General features: G+C 46.9%; 19 protein-coding genes. 11 read left to right on the top strand and 8 right to left on the bottom strand.

Annotation, left to right across the window (positions count from 1 at the left end; translation table 11 throughout):
- Positions 1 to 40: 40 nt before the first annotated feature.
- Together OL444_RS03470 and OL444_RS03465 are read left to right on the top strand one after the other, a co-directional pair.
- Positions 41 to 925 (top strand): phosphatidate cytidylyltransferase, encoded by an 885-nt coding sequence (locus tag OL444_RS03470; RefSeq protein ID WP_264734624.1) that lies wholly within the window; start codon positions 41 to 43, stop codon positions 923 to 925.
- A gap of 86 nt (positions 926 to 1,011) precedes the next feature.
- On the top strand, positions 1,012 to 1,665 hold the full coding sequence (locus OL444_RS03465; protein WP_264734625.1) for a phosphatidylserine decarboxylase family protein: 654 nt from the start codon (positions 1,012 to 1,014) through the stop codon (positions 1,663 to 1,665).
- 356 nt (positions 1,666 to 2,021) lie between these two features.
- Here the strand turns inward: OL444_RS03465 and OL444_RS03460 are convergent, their stop codons facing one another.
- Entirely contained in the window at positions 2,022 to 2,717 is a 696-nt protein-coding gene (locus OL444_RS03460) for a YjjG family noncanonical pyrimidine nucleotidase (protein ID WP_264734626.1), read from the bottom strand.
- 97 nt (positions 2,718 to 2,814) lie between these two features.
- On the opposite strand from OL444_RS03460, the gene OL444_RS03455 reads away from it, so the two are divergent.
- The 3 genes from OL444_RS03455 to OL444_RS03445 all read left to right on the top strand — a co-directional run bounded on the left by OL444_RS03455 (position 2,815) and on the right by OL444_RS03445 (position 6,419).
- On the top strand, positions 2,815 to 3,516 hold the full coding sequence (locus OL444_RS03455; protein WP_264734627.1) for an SDR family oxidoreductase: 702 nt from the start codon (positions 2,815 to 2,817) through the stop codon (positions 3,514 to 3,516).
- Between the two features lie 153 nt (positions 3,517 to 3,669).
- Entirely contained in the window at positions 3,670 to 5,613 is a 1,944-nt protein-coding gene (locus OL444_RS03450; RefSeq protein ID WP_264734628.1) for a BatD family protein, read from the top strand.
- A gap of 20 nt (positions 5,614 to 5,633) precedes the next feature.
- On the top strand, positions 5,634 to 6,419 hold the full coding sequence (locus OL444_RS03445; RefSeq protein ID WP_264734629.1) for a tetratricopeptide repeat protein: 786 nt from the start codon (positions 5,634 to 5,636) through the stop codon (positions 6,417 to 6,419).
- 3 nt (positions 6,420 to 6,422) lie between these two features.
- On the opposite strand, the gene OL444_RS03440 is transcribed toward OL444_RS03445, so the two are convergent.
- The 7 genes from OL444_RS03440 to OL444_RS03410 all read right to left on the bottom strand — a co-directional run bounded on the left by OL444_RS03440 (position 6,423) and on the right by OL444_RS03410 (position 12,186).
- The gene (locus tag OL444_RS03440) at positions 6,423 to 7,169 is read right to left on the bottom strand and encodes a LytR/AlgR family response regulator transcription factor (protein WP_264734630.1); all 747 of its coding nucleotides are present in this window, start codon (positions 7,167 to 7,169) and stop codon (positions 6,423 to 6,425) included.
- Positions 7,170 to 7,246: 77 nt separating this feature from the next.
- Positions 7,247 to 8,077 carry a sensor histidine kinase gene (locus OL444_RS03435; RefSeq protein WP_264734631.1) on the bottom strand — a complete coding sequence of 277 codons (831 nt, stop codon included), beginning with the start codon at positions 8,075 to 8,077 and terminating at the stop codon, positions 7,247 to 7,249.
- Between the two features lie 216 nt (positions 8,078 to 8,293).
- Positions 8,294 to 9,004, bottom strand: a complete 711-nt coding sequence (locus OL444_RS03430; RefSeq protein ID WP_264734632.1) for a response regulator transcription factor — start codon at positions 9,002 to 9,004, stop codon at positions 8,294 to 8,296.
- A gap of 61 nt (positions 9,005 to 9,065) precedes the next feature.
- The gene (locus tag OL444_RS03425; RefSeq protein WP_264734633.1) at positions 9,066 to 10,085 is read right to left on the bottom strand and encodes a sensor histidine kinase; all 1,020 of its coding nucleotides are present in this window, start codon (positions 10,083 to 10,085) and stop codon (positions 9,066 to 9,068) included.
- Positions 10,082 to 10,570 (bottom strand): gliding motility lipoprotein GldH, encoded by a 489-nt coding sequence (locus tag OL444_RS03420; protein ID WP_264734634.1) that lies wholly within the window; start codon positions 10,568 to 10,570, stop codon positions 10,082 to 10,084. The genes OL444_RS03425 and OL444_RS03420 overlap by 4 nt, the downstream gene beginning before the upstream one ends.
- Before the next feature lie 15 nt (positions 10,571 to 10,585).
- Entirely contained in the window at positions 10,586 to 11,461 is an 876-nt protein-coding gene (locus OL444_RS03415; RefSeq protein WP_264734635.1) for a YicC/YloC family endoribonuclease, read from the bottom strand.
- 131 nt (positions 11,462 to 11,592) lie between these two features.
- On the bottom strand, positions 11,593 to 12,186 hold the full coding sequence (locus tag OL444_RS03410; RefSeq protein WP_264734636.1) for a pseudouridine synthase: 594 nt from the start codon (positions 12,184 to 12,186) through the stop codon (positions 11,593 to 11,595).
- A 55-nt stretch (positions 12,187 to 12,241) separates the two neighbouring features.
- Here OL444_RS03410 and OL444_RS03405 point away from each other — a divergent pair, with 55 nt between their 5' ends.
- The 6 genes from OL444_RS03405 (at position 12,242) to ccoN (ending at position 18,940) form a co-directional block, all read left to right on the top strand.
- Positions 12,242 to 12,952, top strand: coding sequence for a Crp/Fnr family transcriptional regulator (locus tag OL444_RS03405; RefSeq protein ID WP_264734637.1), 711 nt, complete (start codon positions 12,242 to 12,244; stop codon positions 12,950 to 12,952).
- Positions 12,953 to 13,097: 145 nt separating this feature from the next.
- Positions 13,098 to 13,652 (top strand): hypothetical protein, encoded by a 555-nt coding sequence (locus OL444_RS03400; RefSeq protein ID WP_264734638.1) that lies wholly within the window; start codon positions 13,098 to 13,100, stop codon positions 13,650 to 13,652.
- Positions 13,652 to 16,090, top strand: coding sequence for a heavy metal translocating P-type ATPase (locus tag OL444_RS03395; protein WP_264734639.1), 2,439 nt, complete (start codon positions 13,652 to 13,654; stop codon positions 16,088 to 16,090). Before OL444_RS03400 ends, OL444_RS03395 begins: the two co-directional genes overlap by 1 nt.
- A gap of 195 nt (positions 16,091 to 16,285) precedes the next feature.
- Positions 16,286 to 16,576: a cupin domain-containing protein gene (locus OL444_RS03390; RefSeq protein WP_264734640.1), complete on the top strand. Its 291-nt coding sequence runs from the start codon at positions 16,286 to 16,288 to the stop codon at positions 16,574 to 16,576.
- A gap of 19 nt (positions 16,577 to 16,595) precedes the next feature.
- A complete protein-coding gene (gene ccoS / locus OL444_RS03385; protein WP_264734641.1) occupies positions 16,596 to 16,754 on the top strand; it encodes a cbb3-type cytochrome oxidase assembly protein CcoS in 159 nt (52 codons plus the stop codon).
- Between the two features lie 41 nt (positions 16,755 to 16,795).
- On the top strand, positions 16,796 to 18,940 hold the full coding sequence (gene ccoN, locus OL444_RS03380) for a cytochrome-c oxidase, cbb3-type subunit I (protein ID WP_264734642.1): 2,145 nt from the start codon (positions 16,796 to 16,798) through the stop codon (positions 18,938 to 18,940).
- Positions 18,941 to 18,951 lie beyond the last annotated feature (11 nt).

Genomic DNA, 18,951 nt, shown 5'->3' with positions numbered 1-18,951 from the left:
CACTTTTGCGCATAGAATTTAATCAACAGATTTACGCATAATGAAGACATTCTTTACCCGCACTGCCTCTGCACTGGTGTTTGTGGCAGTGATGCTGGGAGGTATCTTATGGAGTCCCTTTACCTTTTTCCTGCTGTTCTTCCTGATAGGCTGCTTTGCCCTACAGGAATATTTCAAATTATTACGGCTCATAGATACCGATTATGCAGCAGTATCCGGCTGGCATAAATGGGGTGTATTGGTTGCCGGAGCAGCCATCATGCTCACTTTTACCGGCGATACTTTTTCTATCGGCCATATGGCAGCAGGCCTTATCGGCTGGTGGATAGCCGTCATCTTCCTGCTGGTACTGCCACTCGGGGAAATTTTATTGGGAAAGGATTTTTCCCTGAAAAACCTCGGCTACTCCGCCATGGGGTTATTGTATGTCATTATTCCCTTCAGCCTGCTGATACACATCCGGATGAACGCCATTGACCTGCAGTATACGCCAGGTAATGTAGGCACGGCACCCGGATGGCTGATTCCCTTGCTACTGATCATTTTCATCTGGATCAACGATACCATGGCCTATATCGTAGGCTCCCTGATAGGCCGTACGCCTTTCTTCCCGGCTATTTCTCCTAAAAAAACCATGGAAGGCTCCGTAGGCGGAATGATCCTGGCGGTAGTCGCAGCTGGTGTATACGGCTATTACTGGGGACAGGAATACCTGGCCCTGCAGCACTGGCTGGTATTGGCCGGGCTGGCCGCCATATTTGGCACCATCGGCGACCTGCTGGAATCCAAACTGAAAAGGATGGCTGGCGTAAAGGATTCCGGTGCTATCATGCCCGGACATGGTGGATTCCTGGACCGTTTCGACTCGCTGCTCCTGGCTGCCCCCTTTGCCTGGATCTATGTCCACTTTTTTATGATGGCCTGACACCTGCATACCTGATGCAGGAAAATCGAATTAAAGTACCTTTGTCGTACGACATAACATATAAACCAATAAACTAATAAAAAACAATGAAGATCCATCGTGAAGGATTTGCTACCATTTCCCTTGTATTTCTGGTACTGGCGTTCATTAACGGAGCCGTATTCTATTGGTTCGGCAACGCGCCTGCGCTTTGCTGGACGATAGCTGTCATCTCCCTGGTCTTTTTCCTGTTCATCGTTTCTTTCTTCCGCGTACCTGCCAGAACAAATACAACAGGTGACGCACTGGTCATCTCTCCCTGCGATGGTAAAGTGGTGGTGATAGAAGAGGTATATGAACCGGAATATTTTAAGGATAAACGCCTGCAGGTGTCCATCTTTATGAGCCCGGCCAATGTACACGTTAACAGAAACCCGATCAGCGGTACCGTGAAACTGTCGCAATACCACGCCGGTAAATACCTGGTGGCCTGGCATCCTAAATCCTCTACCGAAAATGAAAGACATTCCATAGTAATCGGTAATGGTAAAACAGACATCCTGGTAAGACAGATTGCCGGCGCACTGGCCCGCAGAATAGTAAACTACCTGAAACCCGGTATGCAGGTAACACAGAACGACGAAATGGGCTTTATTAAATTTGGCTCCCGTGTGGATCTCTACCTGCCTATTGGTACCGAAGTAGCCGTACAGCTGCAGGAAGTAGTGAAAGGTGGCGTAAGCGTTATTGCGAAAATCTAGTATTTTTAAATACTCAAAAACTGTGTATGAAAAAAGTTCTCTTTGTTACAGCAGCCTGCTTCCTGGTTTTGAATAGCTCTTTTGCACAAGATAAACAGGCGGCGCCCAAAGACTCCGTAAAGAAAGTAACAGCGGCATGCACAGTAAAAAAAACAGGTAATACAACGGCTTGTCAGCCTGGCGCAAAAAACAAAAAGAGCTGCTGCCGGCAACCATCCGGAACAGCTGCGCTAAGGGCGAAACATTAAACACGGTATCATTACCCTATAATAGCAGGGGAGCAGCCCATGACGGATTATATCCAACATGGGCTGCTCCCCTGATCTTTTTGTATCGTGTGTATACGAATAGCTCGTTTACAGAATATCCCGCAGTTCTTTCAGGTGGCTGATAGAAAAGGTAGGCAGGAAGTCTGCCGCCGGTTTCGCCGGATTAAAATATACCTGATCCATCCCTACACCGTGCGCGCCTTTAATATCCAGCTCCATGGCATCTCCGATCATAATACTTTCTGCTGCAGTCGTTCCTGCTTTCATCATCGCGTAATCAAAGATTTCGCGGTAAGGTTTCAGACTGCCGGCTACCTCCGAAGTAATAACATGCGTGAAGAAATGATCAATACCGCTGTTCTTCATTTTCAGCAACTGCGTTTCTTCAAAGCCGTTGGTGATCATGTGCATCGGATATTGCTTCGCTGCCAGGTAATTCAGCGTTTCTACGGTTTCCGGAAACAGTCTTTTTTTATTGGGCAAAATGGCCAGGAACTGATCGCTGAGGGCCAGATTCAAGGCTTCATCGCCAATTTTAAAATCCAGCAGGGTAAGCCGGAAACGTTTATAGCGAAGGTCATTACGGGTAATAAATCCTTTACGGAAACGATCCCACAGGCGCTCATTATGTCCTGTATAGGAAGTAGAGAATTCTTCAAAAGTAGGCACTCCTCTGCTCTCTAAAGCGTGATGGTGATACAGCTCCTGTAATGTCTCCTGTTCGTTGGTCTCAAAGTCCCAGAGCGTATGGTCCAGGTCAAAGAAAAGATGTTTGTATTTCATGACTGCGCAAAGGTACAAAATACTGCACAGATGGATTTCGGGCGGGTGGCCATTCAAACTAAATTCACTATTTTACTGCTTTAATTCAATGAAAACTATGAATGCAGTTATTACGGGCGCCAGTAAAGGGATTGGAAAAGCGATTGCAGAAAGGCTGGCGCAGGAAGGATTTAATGTAGCTATCTGTGCAAGAAATGCGGATACACTGGCAGCTGCCCGGGCGGATATTCAGGCAAAAAACCCCAACGTAACCGTACTGGCTGAAATTGTAGACATGGGCGAAGAAGCACAGGTACTTGCATTTGCGGCCAAAATAAAAAACACTTTTTCCACCGTAGATATCCTGGTAAATAATGCAGGGATCTTCATTCCCGGAGCCATTCATCAGGAAGAAGCCGGATTGCTTGAAAAGTTGATGGCCGTGAATGTATACAGTGCCTATCACCTCACCCGTGCCTTGTTACCGGTAATGCTGCCACAAAAAAACGGACATATTTTTAATATGTGTTCTACCGCCAGCTATAAAGCCTATCCCAACGGAGGGTCTTATAGTATTACCAAATATGCACTGCTGGGATTCAGCAAAAACCTGCGGGAAGAGATGCAGCCCTATAATATCCGGGTGACGGCTGTAAGTCCCGGCCCTACACTCACTGCTTCCTGGGATGGATTTGAAGCGGCGCCCGACAGAATGATGCCTCCTGAAGATATTGCCAATGTTATCTGGTCTGCATGGTCACTTGCCAGACAAACTGTCATAGAAGAAATTGTGCTACGCCCCATGCTGGGAGATATATGATTGTTTTAAATCCCTGATACTTAAGCGAAAGGAAACATGTTTATCCTGTGATACACACTGCTTAAATATTAAAATATCAGAATGTTTTAACTAACTTTTAACGGGAGCTTCGCCGCATCCACAGCGGCTTTGGTTAAATTTGTTGACATAATTATGATGGACAGATATTGTATAAGGAAGTGTATTTACTCTCTATTGTTATGTATAGGGCTGGTAGCTGGTGCCAACGCACAGGAGTTCCGCTTTACCACCACTGTGAGCAGTAACACCGTGATGATGGATGAACCGTTTCAGATTCAGTTTATGCTGGAAAACGGGACAAACGTGAGCAGCTTTACTCCTCCCAGTTTCAAAGACTTTGATGTCCTGCAGGGACCTTCCCAGATGCAGGGCCAATCCATTTTCAATGGCAGGCGCTCCGAATACTACGCGCTTACCTACACCCTCCAGCCCAAACATGTGGGTAACTTCACCATCGCCGGTGCACAGGCACGGGTAAACGGGAATATGGTTAAATCCAATCCCGTATTGATTGAAGTAAAAAAAGGGAATACCCAGGCGATGCAGCCATCTCCCGGACCAGCTTCCGGCTATCCGCCACATCGGGCCCAGCAGGGAGGCGATGATTTACCGGAAGGTGTCCTGAAAAAAGGCGAAGACGTCACAGAAAAATTACGCAAAAACATCTTCCTGAAAGTAGATGTGGATAAAACCAACCTATACGAAGGCGATCAGATTACGGCTACGTATAAACTGTATACCCGGCTCCCGACCAACTCCAGCGTCACCAAGGTGCCCGCCTTTAAAGGTTTTTCCGCTAAGGATATTGAATTGCCCAATCCGCCGCAGGCCACAGAAGAACGTGTCAACGGTGTTCCCTACAAGGTATTTACCATCCGTAAAACCTTGCTGTTCCCGCTGCAGTCCGGCGCTTTGGAACTGGACCCGGTGGAAGTGGATAATCAGGTACGCCTGGTGAAAGTTGTCAGCAACAACAACAAAAAGAACCGCTCGCACGACCCGTTCGAAGACTTCTTCAACGACCCGGCTTTTAAAGATCCGTTCTTCGATGATTTCTTTAACCGCCCGGAAGTAGAATACCAGGATGTTCCCTATAAGATTCAAAGCAATCCGATAAAAATTACGGTAAAACCACTGCCCGTAGATGGCAGACCACTCAGCTTCAACGGCGCAGTAGGTAAGTTTAACATGACGGCTACTGTGGATAAAACCAGTCTTTCCACAGATGAAGCCCTCACATTAAAAGTGGTAGTCAGCGGAGAAGGCAATGTAAACCTGCTCAACTCTCCTAAAATCGACATACCCAGCGGATTCGAAAAGTATGATCCCAAGGTTACCGACGACATCGAGAAAAACAGTAACCCGCTTTCCGGCAGCCGTACCTTTGAATATGTACTCATGCCACAGGAAGCCGGCGACCATACCATACCGGCCGTAGAATTCTCTTTCTTCGACCCGGCCTCCAACGGCTTTAAAACGTTACGTTCCACCCCTTTTGTGATTCACATCAGCCAGGGCAAACGGATCAAACAGGATAAACAGGATTTCAGTGTTGGCAAAAATGAGCTGGTAAAAAATGATACCGGTATTCTAACCTGGACCAAACAGCAAAGCTGGCTTATACGCAGCCCCTGGTTCTATATCCTCCTCTTGCTGCCACTGCTGGTGGTAGCGGGCATTGTGGTATACAAACGCCGGGCTGATTATAAAACAACCAATGCCGCCTTACTCAAACACAGATACGCCAATAAAGTAGCACTGAAAAGATTGGAACTGGCTGCGCGCTACCTCAAAGATGGAAAGGATAAATCTTTTTATGAAGAAACATCCAGGGCGGTGTGGGGCTATCTGAGCAACAAACTGAAAATCCCCATGGCCGACCTCAGCAAACAACTGGTACAGGATAAGCTGAGTGCCCGCCAGATCAATGGCAGCAATACCAATAACCTCTTTGAGCTGATCGACAATTGTGAGATGGCCCTCTATGCTCCTGCACATAATAACCATAAAATGCAGGGCACCTATGAACAGGCTGTCAATGTTATCAGTAACCTGGAAGATGCGTTGAAGAATTAATCATTTAATGAAAGGGCAAAATGCGGAACTATAGAAAATCAACAATAATCTTTTTTGCCACCGGACTATGGGTATTGCTGGTAACAGGCTTCGGTAGCCGGGCAAGCGTTCCGGAACCGCAGCAACGCTTCGAAGCCGCCAATAACCTGTATAACCAAAGTAAGTATACAGCGGCAGCCGGTATATACCAGGAGCTGATCACCGAAGGATATAATGAGCCTTCTCTGTATTTCAACGCCGGCAATGCCAGCTACAAAGCCGGTAAAACAGGTACAGCTATCTACAATTACGAAAAAGCACTGCAGCTATCTCCGGATAATGCGGCTGTTAAACATAATCTTGCTATTGCCAACCAGAAAGTAAGCGGCTACGTACAGGAGTTACCGTTAGTCTTCTTTCAGCAGTGGTGGCAACAGCTACAACACCTGCATCGCGCCAACGGCTGGGCCATAGGTTGCCTTATCTTTTTCTGGCTCCTCGTAGCTGGTTTTCTGTTAAACACCTATCTGCCGGGCTGGAAAAACAAGTTTCTCCGCTGGGGTAATTATGCGCTGGGAGCGTTGTTTTTACTGTATGTAATCATGGCGGTCGACGCGTATCTGATTGCCAATGATCATTCTGCAGGTATTGTGATGAGCAGCAATATCCGGGCAAAAGCAGCACCGGATGATAACAGCAAAGATACCTTTGAAGTAGGAGAGGGCATGAAAGTACAGATCACCGACGCTACCAATGACTTTTGCAAGATAACCCTGGCAGATGGAAAAAGCGGCTGGATCGCCTGCACCAACATCAAACGGCTGTAGCCATTACATTCTTTCTATCCGTAACAAAAAATCGTGTTTCCGTTCCCGGGATACCGGCACACTGTGACCATCACGCATAATAATCTCTCCACCGTCTCCTTTGATATATTTATCCATCGAAGACAAATTCACCAGGAAAGAGGGATGTACCCGGAAAAAGCCTTTTCGCTGCAGGATCGTTTCCATCTCAGGAAGGGTATGCTGCACCACAATCGGTTTTGTCTGCAGCTGCAGGTAAACGGAGGTACGGGCGCCACCGGCCTCACAATACAGGATATCTTTTACAGTCATCATCCGCAATCCATCGGCAGTAGGTAATGCCAGGCGTTCATCCTGATGCAGCTGTTCCTCCAGAAAGGCCAGCAGCCGCGCCACTTTTTCCGCATATATGGCGCCTGATTGTTTACCGGCTTTGCTCACGGCTGTTTGCAGCTCCTGCAGGTCGATAGGTTTGAGCAGATAATCCAGCGCACTGTGATGCAACGCCTGTAAGGCATAGTGATCATAGGCTGTGGTGAAAATAACTGCGAAAGCGGGGTGGGGGCAGGCCTGCAATACCTGGAAGCCATCTATATCGGGCATTTCAATATCCAGGAAAATCAATTCCGGCTGGTATTGTATAATAGCATCCAGGGCTGCAGCGCCGTTACTACAGGCCGCCTGTACCTGAATTTCCGGGCAATACTTCTGCAGCATGATATGGAGTACATCCCGGCTGTGTTTTTCATCATCAACGATAAGGGCACGCATGTGATATGATTAATGGTAAAGTGCAAACGATTTGCCTGCTGCCAATGCTATCTGTATATAATAAGTTTAATGATTCATCACACCTCTCCAATGATCCCTTCTCCTGCCAGTGATGGGTGTGTAGTTACATGCAACATCCGGATGGAAAGCCGGTTACCTGCCGGCTGCTGCCGCTCGTCGAACAGTTGCTGCGCCTGTATACTGGCCTGCATCCCGTATTTTTCACTCATCATATACAGCCGTTCTGCCGCAATACCAATGCCGGTTGCCTGTTGCTCGCCGGTTTCGCCGAGCATTTCCGTACACAGGATGCCGTTGTCTTCCAGCTGAATATGCAGCCGCTCGCCTTCATGACTGATGGTGATCCGTACACATCCGCCGTTATGCTGCGGCCGCCGCAGTACACTATGCCAGATGGCATACTGTACATAAGGCTGAATGATCAGGGGAGGAACACGGGTAAACTGCTGATTCACCTCCGGCATTACCTGCAGCTGGTAGCTGAACTGCTGGTCGAAACGTAACTGTTCCAGTTGCAGGTAGAGTTCCAGGGCTTCCAGTTCGTCGTAGAGGGAAATCCATTCTTTGTTGAAGTTGCTGATCATCAGCCGCATCAGCCTTGAAAAACGGGTCAGATACAGCGAAGCCATATCCGTACTGGTGGTAAGGATATAATGATGAATAGCATTAAGGCTGTTGAATATAAAATGCGGGTCCATCTGCGCCTGGAAAGCATGAAGCTCCAGGTTAATCAGCGTATGATGCAAGGTCATTTCTTTCATTGAAGCTTTCCTGATCCTTCTTTCCCGAAGGATAAAAACGACAACGAGGGTAAGGATGCTTAACAAAAAAAACAGCCAGTAGGGCCAATCCGCAGCAGAAACTATTTCATGATAATAATGTGCCACACATAAGGTTTACAAAAGGGTTTTCTCTTTCTGATAAGTACATTAAATATCGGCTAAATCATTACCAATTGGAAGAGGGAATTAATATGAGGCAGATTTTGGGCGGAAACCGGGAAGAAAACGCGGAAAAGTGGCGGCGGCTGGTGGTCAGGCGGCTTCAAAACAAAGCGCTGTTACCCTGTGTAAAGGCAACAGCGCCATTATTGGCCGTAATACTCAGGCTTCGGTAAATTTATAGCCAACGCCTCTTACGGAGTGGAAATACTTGGAGTTCCGGCTGTCTTCTTCAAAGTACTTGCGGAAGTTGAGGATAAAGTTGTCGATAGTACGGGTAGTCGGATACACGTTATATCCCCATACCACCTGCAATATCTTTTCGCGGGTGACCACTTCTCCTTTATTTTCGATGAGCAGTTTCAGCAACATCGCTTCTTTCTTACTCAGCTCATAGTGTTTCCCGTCTTTGCCCACACATTCCTGAGCGGCGAAGTCGATCATGTTATCCCCAAAACGATAGACATTAGGTACACTGTCTTTATCCTGTATTTTCTTGTTTTTAACGATCAGCTTTTCTACCCGGAGTAATAATTCTTCCAGATTGAAAGGCTTGGTCATGTAGTCATCCCCGCCTTTTTTGAGGCCCAGTACACGATCAGCGCTACTGTTTTTGGCACTCAGGAAGAGGATGGGTACTTCATTATTTTGAATACGGATGTTTTCGCACACAGCTATACCATCCATTTCGGGCAACATGATATCCAGTATAATAAGATCAAAATATTCGTTCTTGACTGCTTTCAGCGCAGTAGTACCATTGTCTACAGCAGTTACTTCATATCCTTCCAGCTCCAGGTTCAGCTTCAGTGCTTCCTGGAGATTTTCTTCATCTTCCACCAGCAGTATTGATGCCTTAGTCGCTTCCTTCATGTGTTATTGTTTGATTGTACTACAAATACCGGATCAGGTATTACATAATCCGTCATCTAATTTACGCTGTTTGCACGGAATATTCAGGTAAGGTTATTTCAAAGCAGGTGCCGGTGGGGGCGTTATCTTTTACCGTTATAGTGCCTCCGTGTTGCTCTACAATCTTAGCCGTCAGGAATAAGCCCAGTCCGGAGCCTTTGGCTTTGCGGGTATTTTCGTTACCCACCCGGTAGAATTTCAGGAAGATTTTTTGCTTCTCGTCTCCGGGAATACCGGGACCTTCATCATTCACCTGCAACTTCAGCTGTTTGTCACTTTCAAAAAGTCTGATATTGATGGTTGTATTACGGGGCGCATACTTAGCTGCATTTTCCACCAGGTTGTTCAGTATAATCTGCAGGGTAAGTTTATCTCCTTCCACCCATACGCCTGGCAAAATACTGAAGGTGACCGTGTGTGTACTGATACGGGCACCTAATTCGCGGATGCCTGTTTCCACCAGCTCCGAAAAATTTAACCGTTCTTTGAACAACTGGTATTTGTGTGTTTCCAGTTGGGCTGCCAGCAGGATATTGTTACACAGCTGATCCAGCCGGTTGGTTTCACGAATGGTGTTGTTAATGAGCTTCAGCTGTTTTTCTTCATCCAGTTTATGTTTCCGGATGGTTTCCAGATTCAGTTTTGCAGCTGCAATAGGTGACTTTAGTTCGTGCGTAACCGCCATCATAAAGTTCTGTTGCTGACGGCTTAATTTCATATACTTCCATACTGCCCTGTATACAAAGAGTGCGCCGAGCAGGATAATTCCCAGAAAAATGATGCCTTCTCCCACATATTTAAAGGACCGCATCTGTTCTTCCTTGTTGATCCGTTGCAGCTCCAGCTGGTGTTCTACCGGCATGGCCAGGCTATCTACCCGCAACGAGAGGTTTTGCTGTTCAAAACGTCTGATCTGTTCACTTTGTCTGAACAGGAGTATGCCCCACCATACCAGGGCTACTATTGTATAGGCTAAAACCAGAAAATAGACGAAGGAAACTGATTTCCCTTCCTGCATTTTATTAAAAAGATTTCTCATCATGGCCGTTTACCGGCTTTCTCAATCCGCAAGCCAACATTCATCACATGGGGGAGCGGATTTTGCCGCATGTTTTGTTCAAAGGTAAACCGGTAGGTACCGGGTTTATTAAAAATGGCTTTTTGCTGAATCGGAATACGGCGTTCATAAATATCATCCAGGCCGGTTCCCAGCCATTTGCCGGAAAGTTCGGCCAGCTGCAGTTCCACCCTTTGTTCCTTTATAACGCTGTCGCCAGGATACTGTGTACCAATCATCACCCAGATATTGCTGTAAGGGTAGGCATCTGTATGCCTTACATTCACAGCAATATCATAGAGGTTGGCGGTATCTTCCGGTTGAAGTGTTATCTCGAAAAAAGGCTTGTAGTCATACGTCCAGTCGTGGCCCGGTATTTCCAGGTTCTTTTCGTAAGCGTCCAGTTTAGGTGGTTTGCAGGCAGCAGCCAGCAAAAATAAGCCTGTTGTTACCAGGAATAATCTGTTCATACGGTGTACGCCTTGCTATAAAACGTTTAAAACTTGTTCTTTGGCTTTTTCCAGTTCATCCTTCATCAGTACCACCCATTGCTGAATCCCGGCATCATTGGCCTTAGAGCCGGTGGTATTGATTTCACGTCCTATTTCCTGTAACACAAAACCCAGCTTTTTACCTTTCGCCGCTTCACCTTCTCTCAGGATTTCCAGGAAATAGCGCAGGTGATTTTCCAGTCGGGACAGTTCTTCAGAAATATCGAGTTTTTCCAGATAGAAGATCAACTCCTGTTCCAGTCTGTTGGCATCTACATTTTCTTTCCCTACATGTTCTGCCAGCAATCCTTCGATACGTTGACGGATACGGTCTTTACGCAAGGGGTCCAGTTCCCGGACCTTCAGCATATAGGTTTCTATATTGGCAATCCGTTGCTGCAGATCTGCTTCCAGCATCTGTCCTTCGTTCAAACGGTGGTCATCCAGATCATTGAGCGCCTGGCGGATCGTCACTTCCACGTCTTTCCATTCTTCCTCCGTGATTTGTTCTGTAGCAGGACTTACCACTTCCGGCAGTTTCATCAGCACATTCAGCATATCCGTCTGTGGCAACTCCAATTGAGCAGCCAGCGTAGTGATAGACTGATAGTAGAACTTAGCCAGGTCTGTATTGATCACAACCGGACGGGTAGCACCATTCTGACGGATATTGATCGTGGCATCCAGGGTTCCCCGTTGTAACACTTGTTGCATCAGGGCGCGGATGTCGAACTCATAGGGTTTTAAAAGCGGAGAGAATTTCAGGTTCACCTCAAATTGCTTACCATTAAGCGACTTGATTTCCACAACAATACTGGTTTCGCCTCTAGTACTTTCTGCCCTTCCGAAGCCGGTCATTGATTTCAGCATAATAGAAATTTGTAGGTGACAAACCTAGTTAAAAAAGCTGAAAGCGTAAAGCTAAATGCATAAAGCCGCTAAAGTGAGTACTGGCGGCACTTCCCCATAGCCGGAAAGCCCATCGCTATAACCTTTTAGCTTTATTGTCTAAGCTTCAACTTTTTATAGAGCGTTTCCCGCGACAGTTCCTGCATTTCCCCGGGTTGCATACCAGCAAGGGTCAGTTCCTCCATCCGATAACGGACAAGCCTCAACGTAGGAAAGCCCACCGCCGCCGTCATTTTCCGAACCTGGCGGTTTTTCCCTTCCTGTAATACAATGCTGATCCAGGGCGCCGGAATACTCTTCCGGAAACGGATAGGAGGGTGGCGGGGTGGTAGTTCCGGCTCAGCGGGGAAAATAGTGGCCTGGCAACGCCGGGTCTGATAAGCCTTTCCATCTACCGTAATCTGTACCCCTTGCTGTAACTGCGCTACAGCGGCCGGGGTCACGGCTCCGTCTACCTGCACCCAATATTCTCTTTCATGGGCATGCCGGGGTTGCAGCAACAATTGATTCAATGCTTTGTCATTGGTGAGAATCAGCAACCCTTCACTGTCATAATCCAGCCGGCCTACCGGGTACACATCTGACGGCACTTTAAAAAAGTCTGCCAGACAAGATTTATTCCCTTCCGGGGTAAACCTTGTCAACACCTCATATGGTTTATAAATTATATAATATTTAAACGCCACTCTTGCATTTACTTTGGTTAAGGAGCCGTAAATTAGTACTTTTGCGCAATTCGTTATGGCTACATCATTCCAAAACCCTTCGTGTCAGCACTGCAAGGACCGCTTCTCTTCTATATTCTGCAAAGCAGAACAATGCAATCTGGAACAGATTGATGAGGCGAAAGTGTGCTCTGTTTACAAGAAAGGACAGGTTATCTTCCATGAAGGTGCCTACCCGTTTGGTGTATATTGCATTAACGACGGAAAGATTAAACTCTCCCACAGCGGCGACGACGGCCGGGAACAAATTATCCGCCTGGTGAAAGCCGGCGACATCATGGGGTATAAAGCCCTCCTGAGCAACGAAAGATATACCGCCACCGCTACTGCACTGGAAGACTCCTCTATCTGTTTCATTCCCAAAGACCTGTTTCTCAACATCCTGCAAAGAGATGCCACCCTTTCTTTTGAAATGATGCGTATCTTATCCAGTGAGTTACGCAAAGCGGAACTGAAAATCACGCACCTGGCACAAAAGCCGGTAAGAGAAAGGCTCGCAGAAACATTACTGTTCATTAAAGAAACTTACGGACTGGAAGAAGATGGCCACACCCTCAGTGTACGCCTCTCCCGGGAAGAAATTGCCAACCTGGTAGGTACTGCCACAGAATCCGCCATACGCCTGCTCTCCGAATTCAAAAAAGATGGTTTGATTGAACTGGAAGGTAAAAAGATCCGGTTACTGGACATGCAGGAAATCATCAAAACAGCTAATCTGCAGGATTAATAATCCCTTTATAGTTTCGGCCGTACACACCCGCCATCCGCGGATGCAGTACTTCCATGACAAATATCATATTCTCCCTTGACACATATCATTGCCCTCCGCCCTTATGCCCGGTATCTTTGTGCCAGTACAAAATACCAGCCATATGTATGCTTCCGCGATTATCAACTTCCATGAATTATCACCCGCTACGCTCTGCGATGTGATCACCAATAAATTCCATCTACCGATAGAACACACAGCTGCGCAGATCATGGCCTACTTCAACCTGGAAAAACAGGAAGACAGCAGCGCACCCGCCACAGCTGATCTCCAGCAACTCCTTTTTGTAAAACTGCAGACCGAGATATCGCAGCTGATCCGGAAAGAAGCCACCATCCTGTTTCCCGTGATTCGAAATATCACCACCCACAATACCGGTAAAAAAAGCATACAGCCTGCCGCCTATGACAGCGTACTGCAGTCGTTCCAGAAGATATTACTGTTACTGCAGAAAATCCGGCAGGTATCTGCCAATTACCTGCTGCAACGCCATTGGAGCAGTGCCTATAAAATCTGCATCAGCGACTTGTATAGCCTGGAACAGCTCACACAGCAATGGATATACGTAGAACAGAATATCCTGTACCCGGCTGCCATGCCCGGACATGCCCCCGCCATGCAAGAAGATGAATTTAATAACCAGTTAAGTATAGATTAATGGATACTACACCGCATACCCACACACAAACCTCTTGCTTTCATTGCGGGGAAGATTGTTCCAGCCAGGATATCACCCTGCAGGAAAAAGTCTTTTGCTGCGAAGGCTGCAAACTGGTATATGAAATATTAAACCAGCATGACCTTTGCACCTACTATGATCTGAACAGTGAACCAGGTGTGAGCCAGCGTATGCGGGTAAGACCCGATAAATTTGCTTTTCTCGAAGACGATAAAATACAACAACAGCTCATACAGTTCCGGAATGAACAGCAAACACATGTTTGTTTCTATATTCCGCATATCCATTGCAGCTCTTGTCTGTGGCTGCTGGAAAACCTGCACCGGCTGGATAAAGGCGTACAACGTGTAACCGTTAACTTTAGTAAGAAAGAAGCACAGATTATTTTTTCACACAGCGAGACTTCTTTAAGAACCATAGCGGAACTACTTACTTCCATTGGCTACGAACCGTATATCAGCCTGCAGGATCTGCAGCATAAAAAACCACGGGTCAACCGCAGCCTCATATATCAGCTGGGGGTAGCAGGATTTTGCTTCGGAAATATTATGCTGCTTAGCTTTCCGGAATACTTTGCCGGCGATGGTTACATAGATGAATCCCTGAACAGATTATTCCGGCATATGAACCTGGTACTGGCATTACCGGTATTCTTTTACAGCGCACAGGTATTTTTTAAATCGGCCTGGGGCGGACTTAAACACGGATTTCTGAATATTGACGTACCCATTGTACTGGCAGTAATTGTAACGTTTATACGGAGTATAACAGAAGTATGGAACGGGCATGCCGGCTACTTTGATTCGATGACCGGTATTGTGTTTTTTATGCTGGCAGGCAGGATACTGCAGGATAAAACCTATCAGGGACTTTCCTTCGACAGGGACTATACCGCTTATTTTCCTATAGCCGTCAGCGTTATGAAGGACGATAAAGAGGTACCCACCGCATTACCTGATCTTAAAACCGGCGATACCCTGCTGATTCACAACAGCGAACTGATACCAGCCGATGGCATTATTGTAAGAGGCAAAGCCCTGATAGACTATAGCTTCGTCACCGGCGAATCGGTACCGGTCAATAAATCCGTCGGAGAAATCATTTATGCCGGCGGGCGGCAACTGGAAGGCAATCTGGAAATGCTGACCATTAAAGAAGTCACACAAAGTTACCTCACCAGCCTGTGGAACCGCGATGAGCTGCAACATAAAGAAGAACGGCAGGTTTCTTTCATTCACTTGCTGAGCCGGTATTTTACCTGGGTAGTGCTATTGATTGCCACCGTCAGTGCCGCATGGTGGGCCGTACATGAACCAGCCCGCATCTGGCCGGCAGTTACCGCCATCCTCATTATTGCCTGCCCATGTGCATTACTACTGGCTGCCTCTTTTACAAATGGACATATATTAAGGATACTCAGCAGAAACGGATTATACCTGCGCAACGCACAGGCCATAGAAAATATCGCCAACACCACGCATATCGTATTCGATAAAACCGGTACCCTGACGGGTAAAACCGGTACAGAGGTAACCTATTATGGTATCACCCTCACACCGCCGCAGGAAGCCATGATCGCTACCCTGGCAGCGCAGTCGTCGCACCCGCTGAATAAAGCCATTGTTCAGTATTGCGGGCCAGCCTCTCCGGAAGCTGTATTCGATTTTCAGCACATTACCGGAAAAGGCGTCTGCGGCTGGATAGATGGCGTATTCATCAAACTGGGGAGTGCTGATTTCACCGGTGCACACAGAAAAAATGAAATTGACGGCAGCGTGGTATATGTTGCATTGAATGAAAAGTTAACCGGATTATTTACCATCCGTAACCGTTACCGGACCGGCATTCACGGACTATTACAACAACTCGCTACCCGTTATCCTATATCCGTGCTGTCCGGTGACAATAACCGCGAAGCAGCCAACCTCCGTAAACTGCTGGGGCATCACAATACATTGCTTTTCGAACAACAGCCGGCAGATAAGCTGGCCTACATTCTTTCATTACAGGAAGAAGGAAAAAAAGTAATGATGATTGGAGATGGGTTAAACGACGCCGGTGCATTAAAACAAAGTGATATCGGCATTTCAATCACAGAAGACAGCAACAACTTCACACCGGCCAGTGATGGCATTCTGGAAGCAGGTCAGCTACCCCGGCTAACGGCGCTCATTGCACTATGCAAAGCCAACAAACGCATTATAGTAGCCAGTTTCATACTATCGCTTGCCTACAATATTACAGGATTATACTTCGCAGTACAGGGCATATTGTCTCCGCTGGTAGCGGCGATACTGATGCCTGCCAGCTCTATCAGTATTATACTGATGACATTCGGGCTGAGTGAATGGTGTGGTAAAAAGCTTCACCAGCGCGAATTACAGGGAATGTCTGATAAAAATCATATTTCAGGTTGAGTTATATCATTGTAGCCACCGGCGGCTAATACTACCTTTACATCATAACACGAAACATACATAGTTAAGATCTAAGCTCCACAGTTGACACCCGATGAAATGGGCGTGCAGACAGTTCCTGAAAGAGGCTGTTTGCACGCAACGGGTGAGGCATGTTTCAACAAAAGCATTGTATTACATCACAAATATTTGCCCATGAAATCCATGAACGTAATGCAGGTTGCGGGAAACGAGAAAATAAAAAACTATGCTGTATTAAAAACAAAACGTTTTGATGCCAACCTGATGATTCTGCAGCAGGGACAACAGATTCCGCCGCACACTTCACCGGCAGATGCCATGGTGGTAATACTCTCAGGGAAGGTAGCTTTTATGCTGAATGAAGAAGTGACCGTGCTGGAAACAGGAGATGTATTTACGTTCCGGGCAAACGAGATACACGCTTTACAGGCACTGGAAACCGTTCGCTTTTTACTGATTAAATAACACATAAACCACACAACATATGAGTGTCATCATTCTCTTACTGAGCGTAAGCCTGCTGGTAGCGCTCGGATTTCTGATCGCTTTCATATGGTCAGTGAAAAACGGGCAGTTTGAAGATAGTTTTTCTCCGGCGCACCGCATCCTGTTCGACGAAAAAAAAGATAACGGGAAAGAATAAACGTAATTATCATACCAATTAAGAAACAATTAAACAGCATTATGTCACTCGAAAAATTTTATTACGACAACCGCACGGTAAAATGGTTTGCCTACGCTTGTATATTCTGGGGACTGATAGGCATGCTGGCCGGCTTGTGGGCCGCGCTGGAACTGGTAATTCCCGGTTTAAACATGGGCTATGCACCTATTACCTTCGGTCGGTTAAGGCCCGTGCATACCAACGCCGTAATTTTTGCTTTTGTGGGTAATGGTATTTTCATGGGCGTATATTATTCCCTGCAACGGCTTTGTAAAGCCCGTATGTTCAGTGATCTGCTCAGTAAAATCCACTTCTGGGGATGGCAGGCCATCATTGCCGGAGGCGCCCTCACCTTATTCATGGGTTACACTTCCGGTAAAGAATATGCCGAGCTGGAATGGCCTTTTGATATTGCCATTACCCTTATCTGGGTTGTATTTGGGGCCAACATGCTGGGTACCATTCTCCGGCGCAGGGAATCTCACCTGTATGTGGCCATCTGGTTCTATATCGGTACCTGGGTAGCCATTGCCATGTTACACATCATCAACTCATTTGAGTTCCCTTTATCGCTGTTTAAAAGCTATAGCTGGTATGCCGGCGTACAGGATGCACTGGTACAATGGTGGTACGGACACAATGCAGTGGCATTTTTCCTCACCACGCCTTACCTCGGGCTGATGTACTATTTTGTGCCGAAAGCCGCCAACAGACCGGTATATTCCTACCGCTGGTCTATCATTCACTTCTGGTCATTGATCTTTATATATATCTGGGCAGGCCCGCACCACCTGTTGTATACCGCTTTACCGGAATGGGCCCAGTCATTGGGTACCGCTTTCAGTGTGATGCTGATTGCGCCTTCCTGGGGAGGTATGCTCAACGGGTTATTAACACTCCGCGGCGCCTGGGACCGGGTTCGGGAAGATGCTATCCTTAAATTCTTCGTTGTGGCACTTACCTGTTATGGTATGGCTACCTTCGAAGGCCCTATGTTATCCCTTAAAAATGTGAATGCGATCAGTCACTACACTGACTGGACGATTGCACACGTGCACGTAGGTGCATTGGGATGGAACGGATTCCTCACATTTGGTATTCTCTACTGGCTGATCCCACGGATTTTTTCCACACAGCTGTACTCCCGCAAATGGGCCAACACCCACTTCTGGATCGGTACCCTGGGTATTATCTTCTATGTAATACCATTGTACTGGGCTGCATTCACGCAAAGCATGATGTGGAAACAATTCACGGAAGAAGGCCAGCTGAAATACCAGTTTCTGGAAACCGTCACCACCATTGTACCTATGTATGCACTAAGGGCTGTAGGCGGACTGTTATATATCAGCGGAGTGGTACTGATGTCTGTAAACCTCATCAAAACCATACGCCGCGGCTCTTTCGTAGCCAACGAAGCTGCTGAAGCGGCGCCTTTACCAAAAGAAATCGTTACCCACGGTAAAACACACTGGCATAACTGGATTGAACGCCGTCCGATTCAGCTGGTGGTATTCAGCCTGGTGGTAGTAGCGGTAGGCGGTGCACTCGAAATGATGCCTACCTTCCTGATCCGCAGCAATATTCCTACCATCAGCAGTGTGAAACCCTATACGCCGCTGGAATTACACGGCAGGGACATTTATGTGAGAGAAGGCTGTTACACCTGTCACTCCCAGATGATACGTCCTTTCCGTGATGAAGTAGCCCGTTACGGTGAATATTCCAAAGCCGGTGAGTTTGTATACGACCATCCCTTCCAATGGGGCTCCAAACGTACCGGTCCGGATCTGGCCCGTATTGGTGGAAAATATCCTGATTCCTGGCACTACAACCACATGCTGGACCCAACGTCCATGTCGCCCGGATCTATCATGCCTGCCTATCCCTGGCTGTTTGAAGAACGGATCGATAAAGGTAAAACACCAGCCATGATCAATGTGATGCGGAAACTGGGTGTACCCTACGCAGATGGGTATGAAAAACAAGCCATCGCCGACATGGAAAAGCAAGCCGCTGATATCAGTGCCTCCCTGGAGAAAGATAAATTACCCATTAAACCAGACCGGGAGATTGTAGCATTGATCGCCTATCTGCAACGCATGGGGAAAGACATTAAACTGGCGCCTAAACCTGCACCTGTAGCTAATAACAATGATTTTTAATCATTAAAAAA

The organism is Chitinophaga nivalis (assembly GCF_025989125.1).
GTDB classification, from domain to species: Bacteria; Bacteroidota; Bacteroidia; order Chitinophagales; family Chitinophagaceae; genus Chitinophaga; species Chitinophaga nivalis.
Note: the sequence above shows the minus strand (reverse complement) of the source record. Positions and strands in the feature narration are given on the sequence as shown.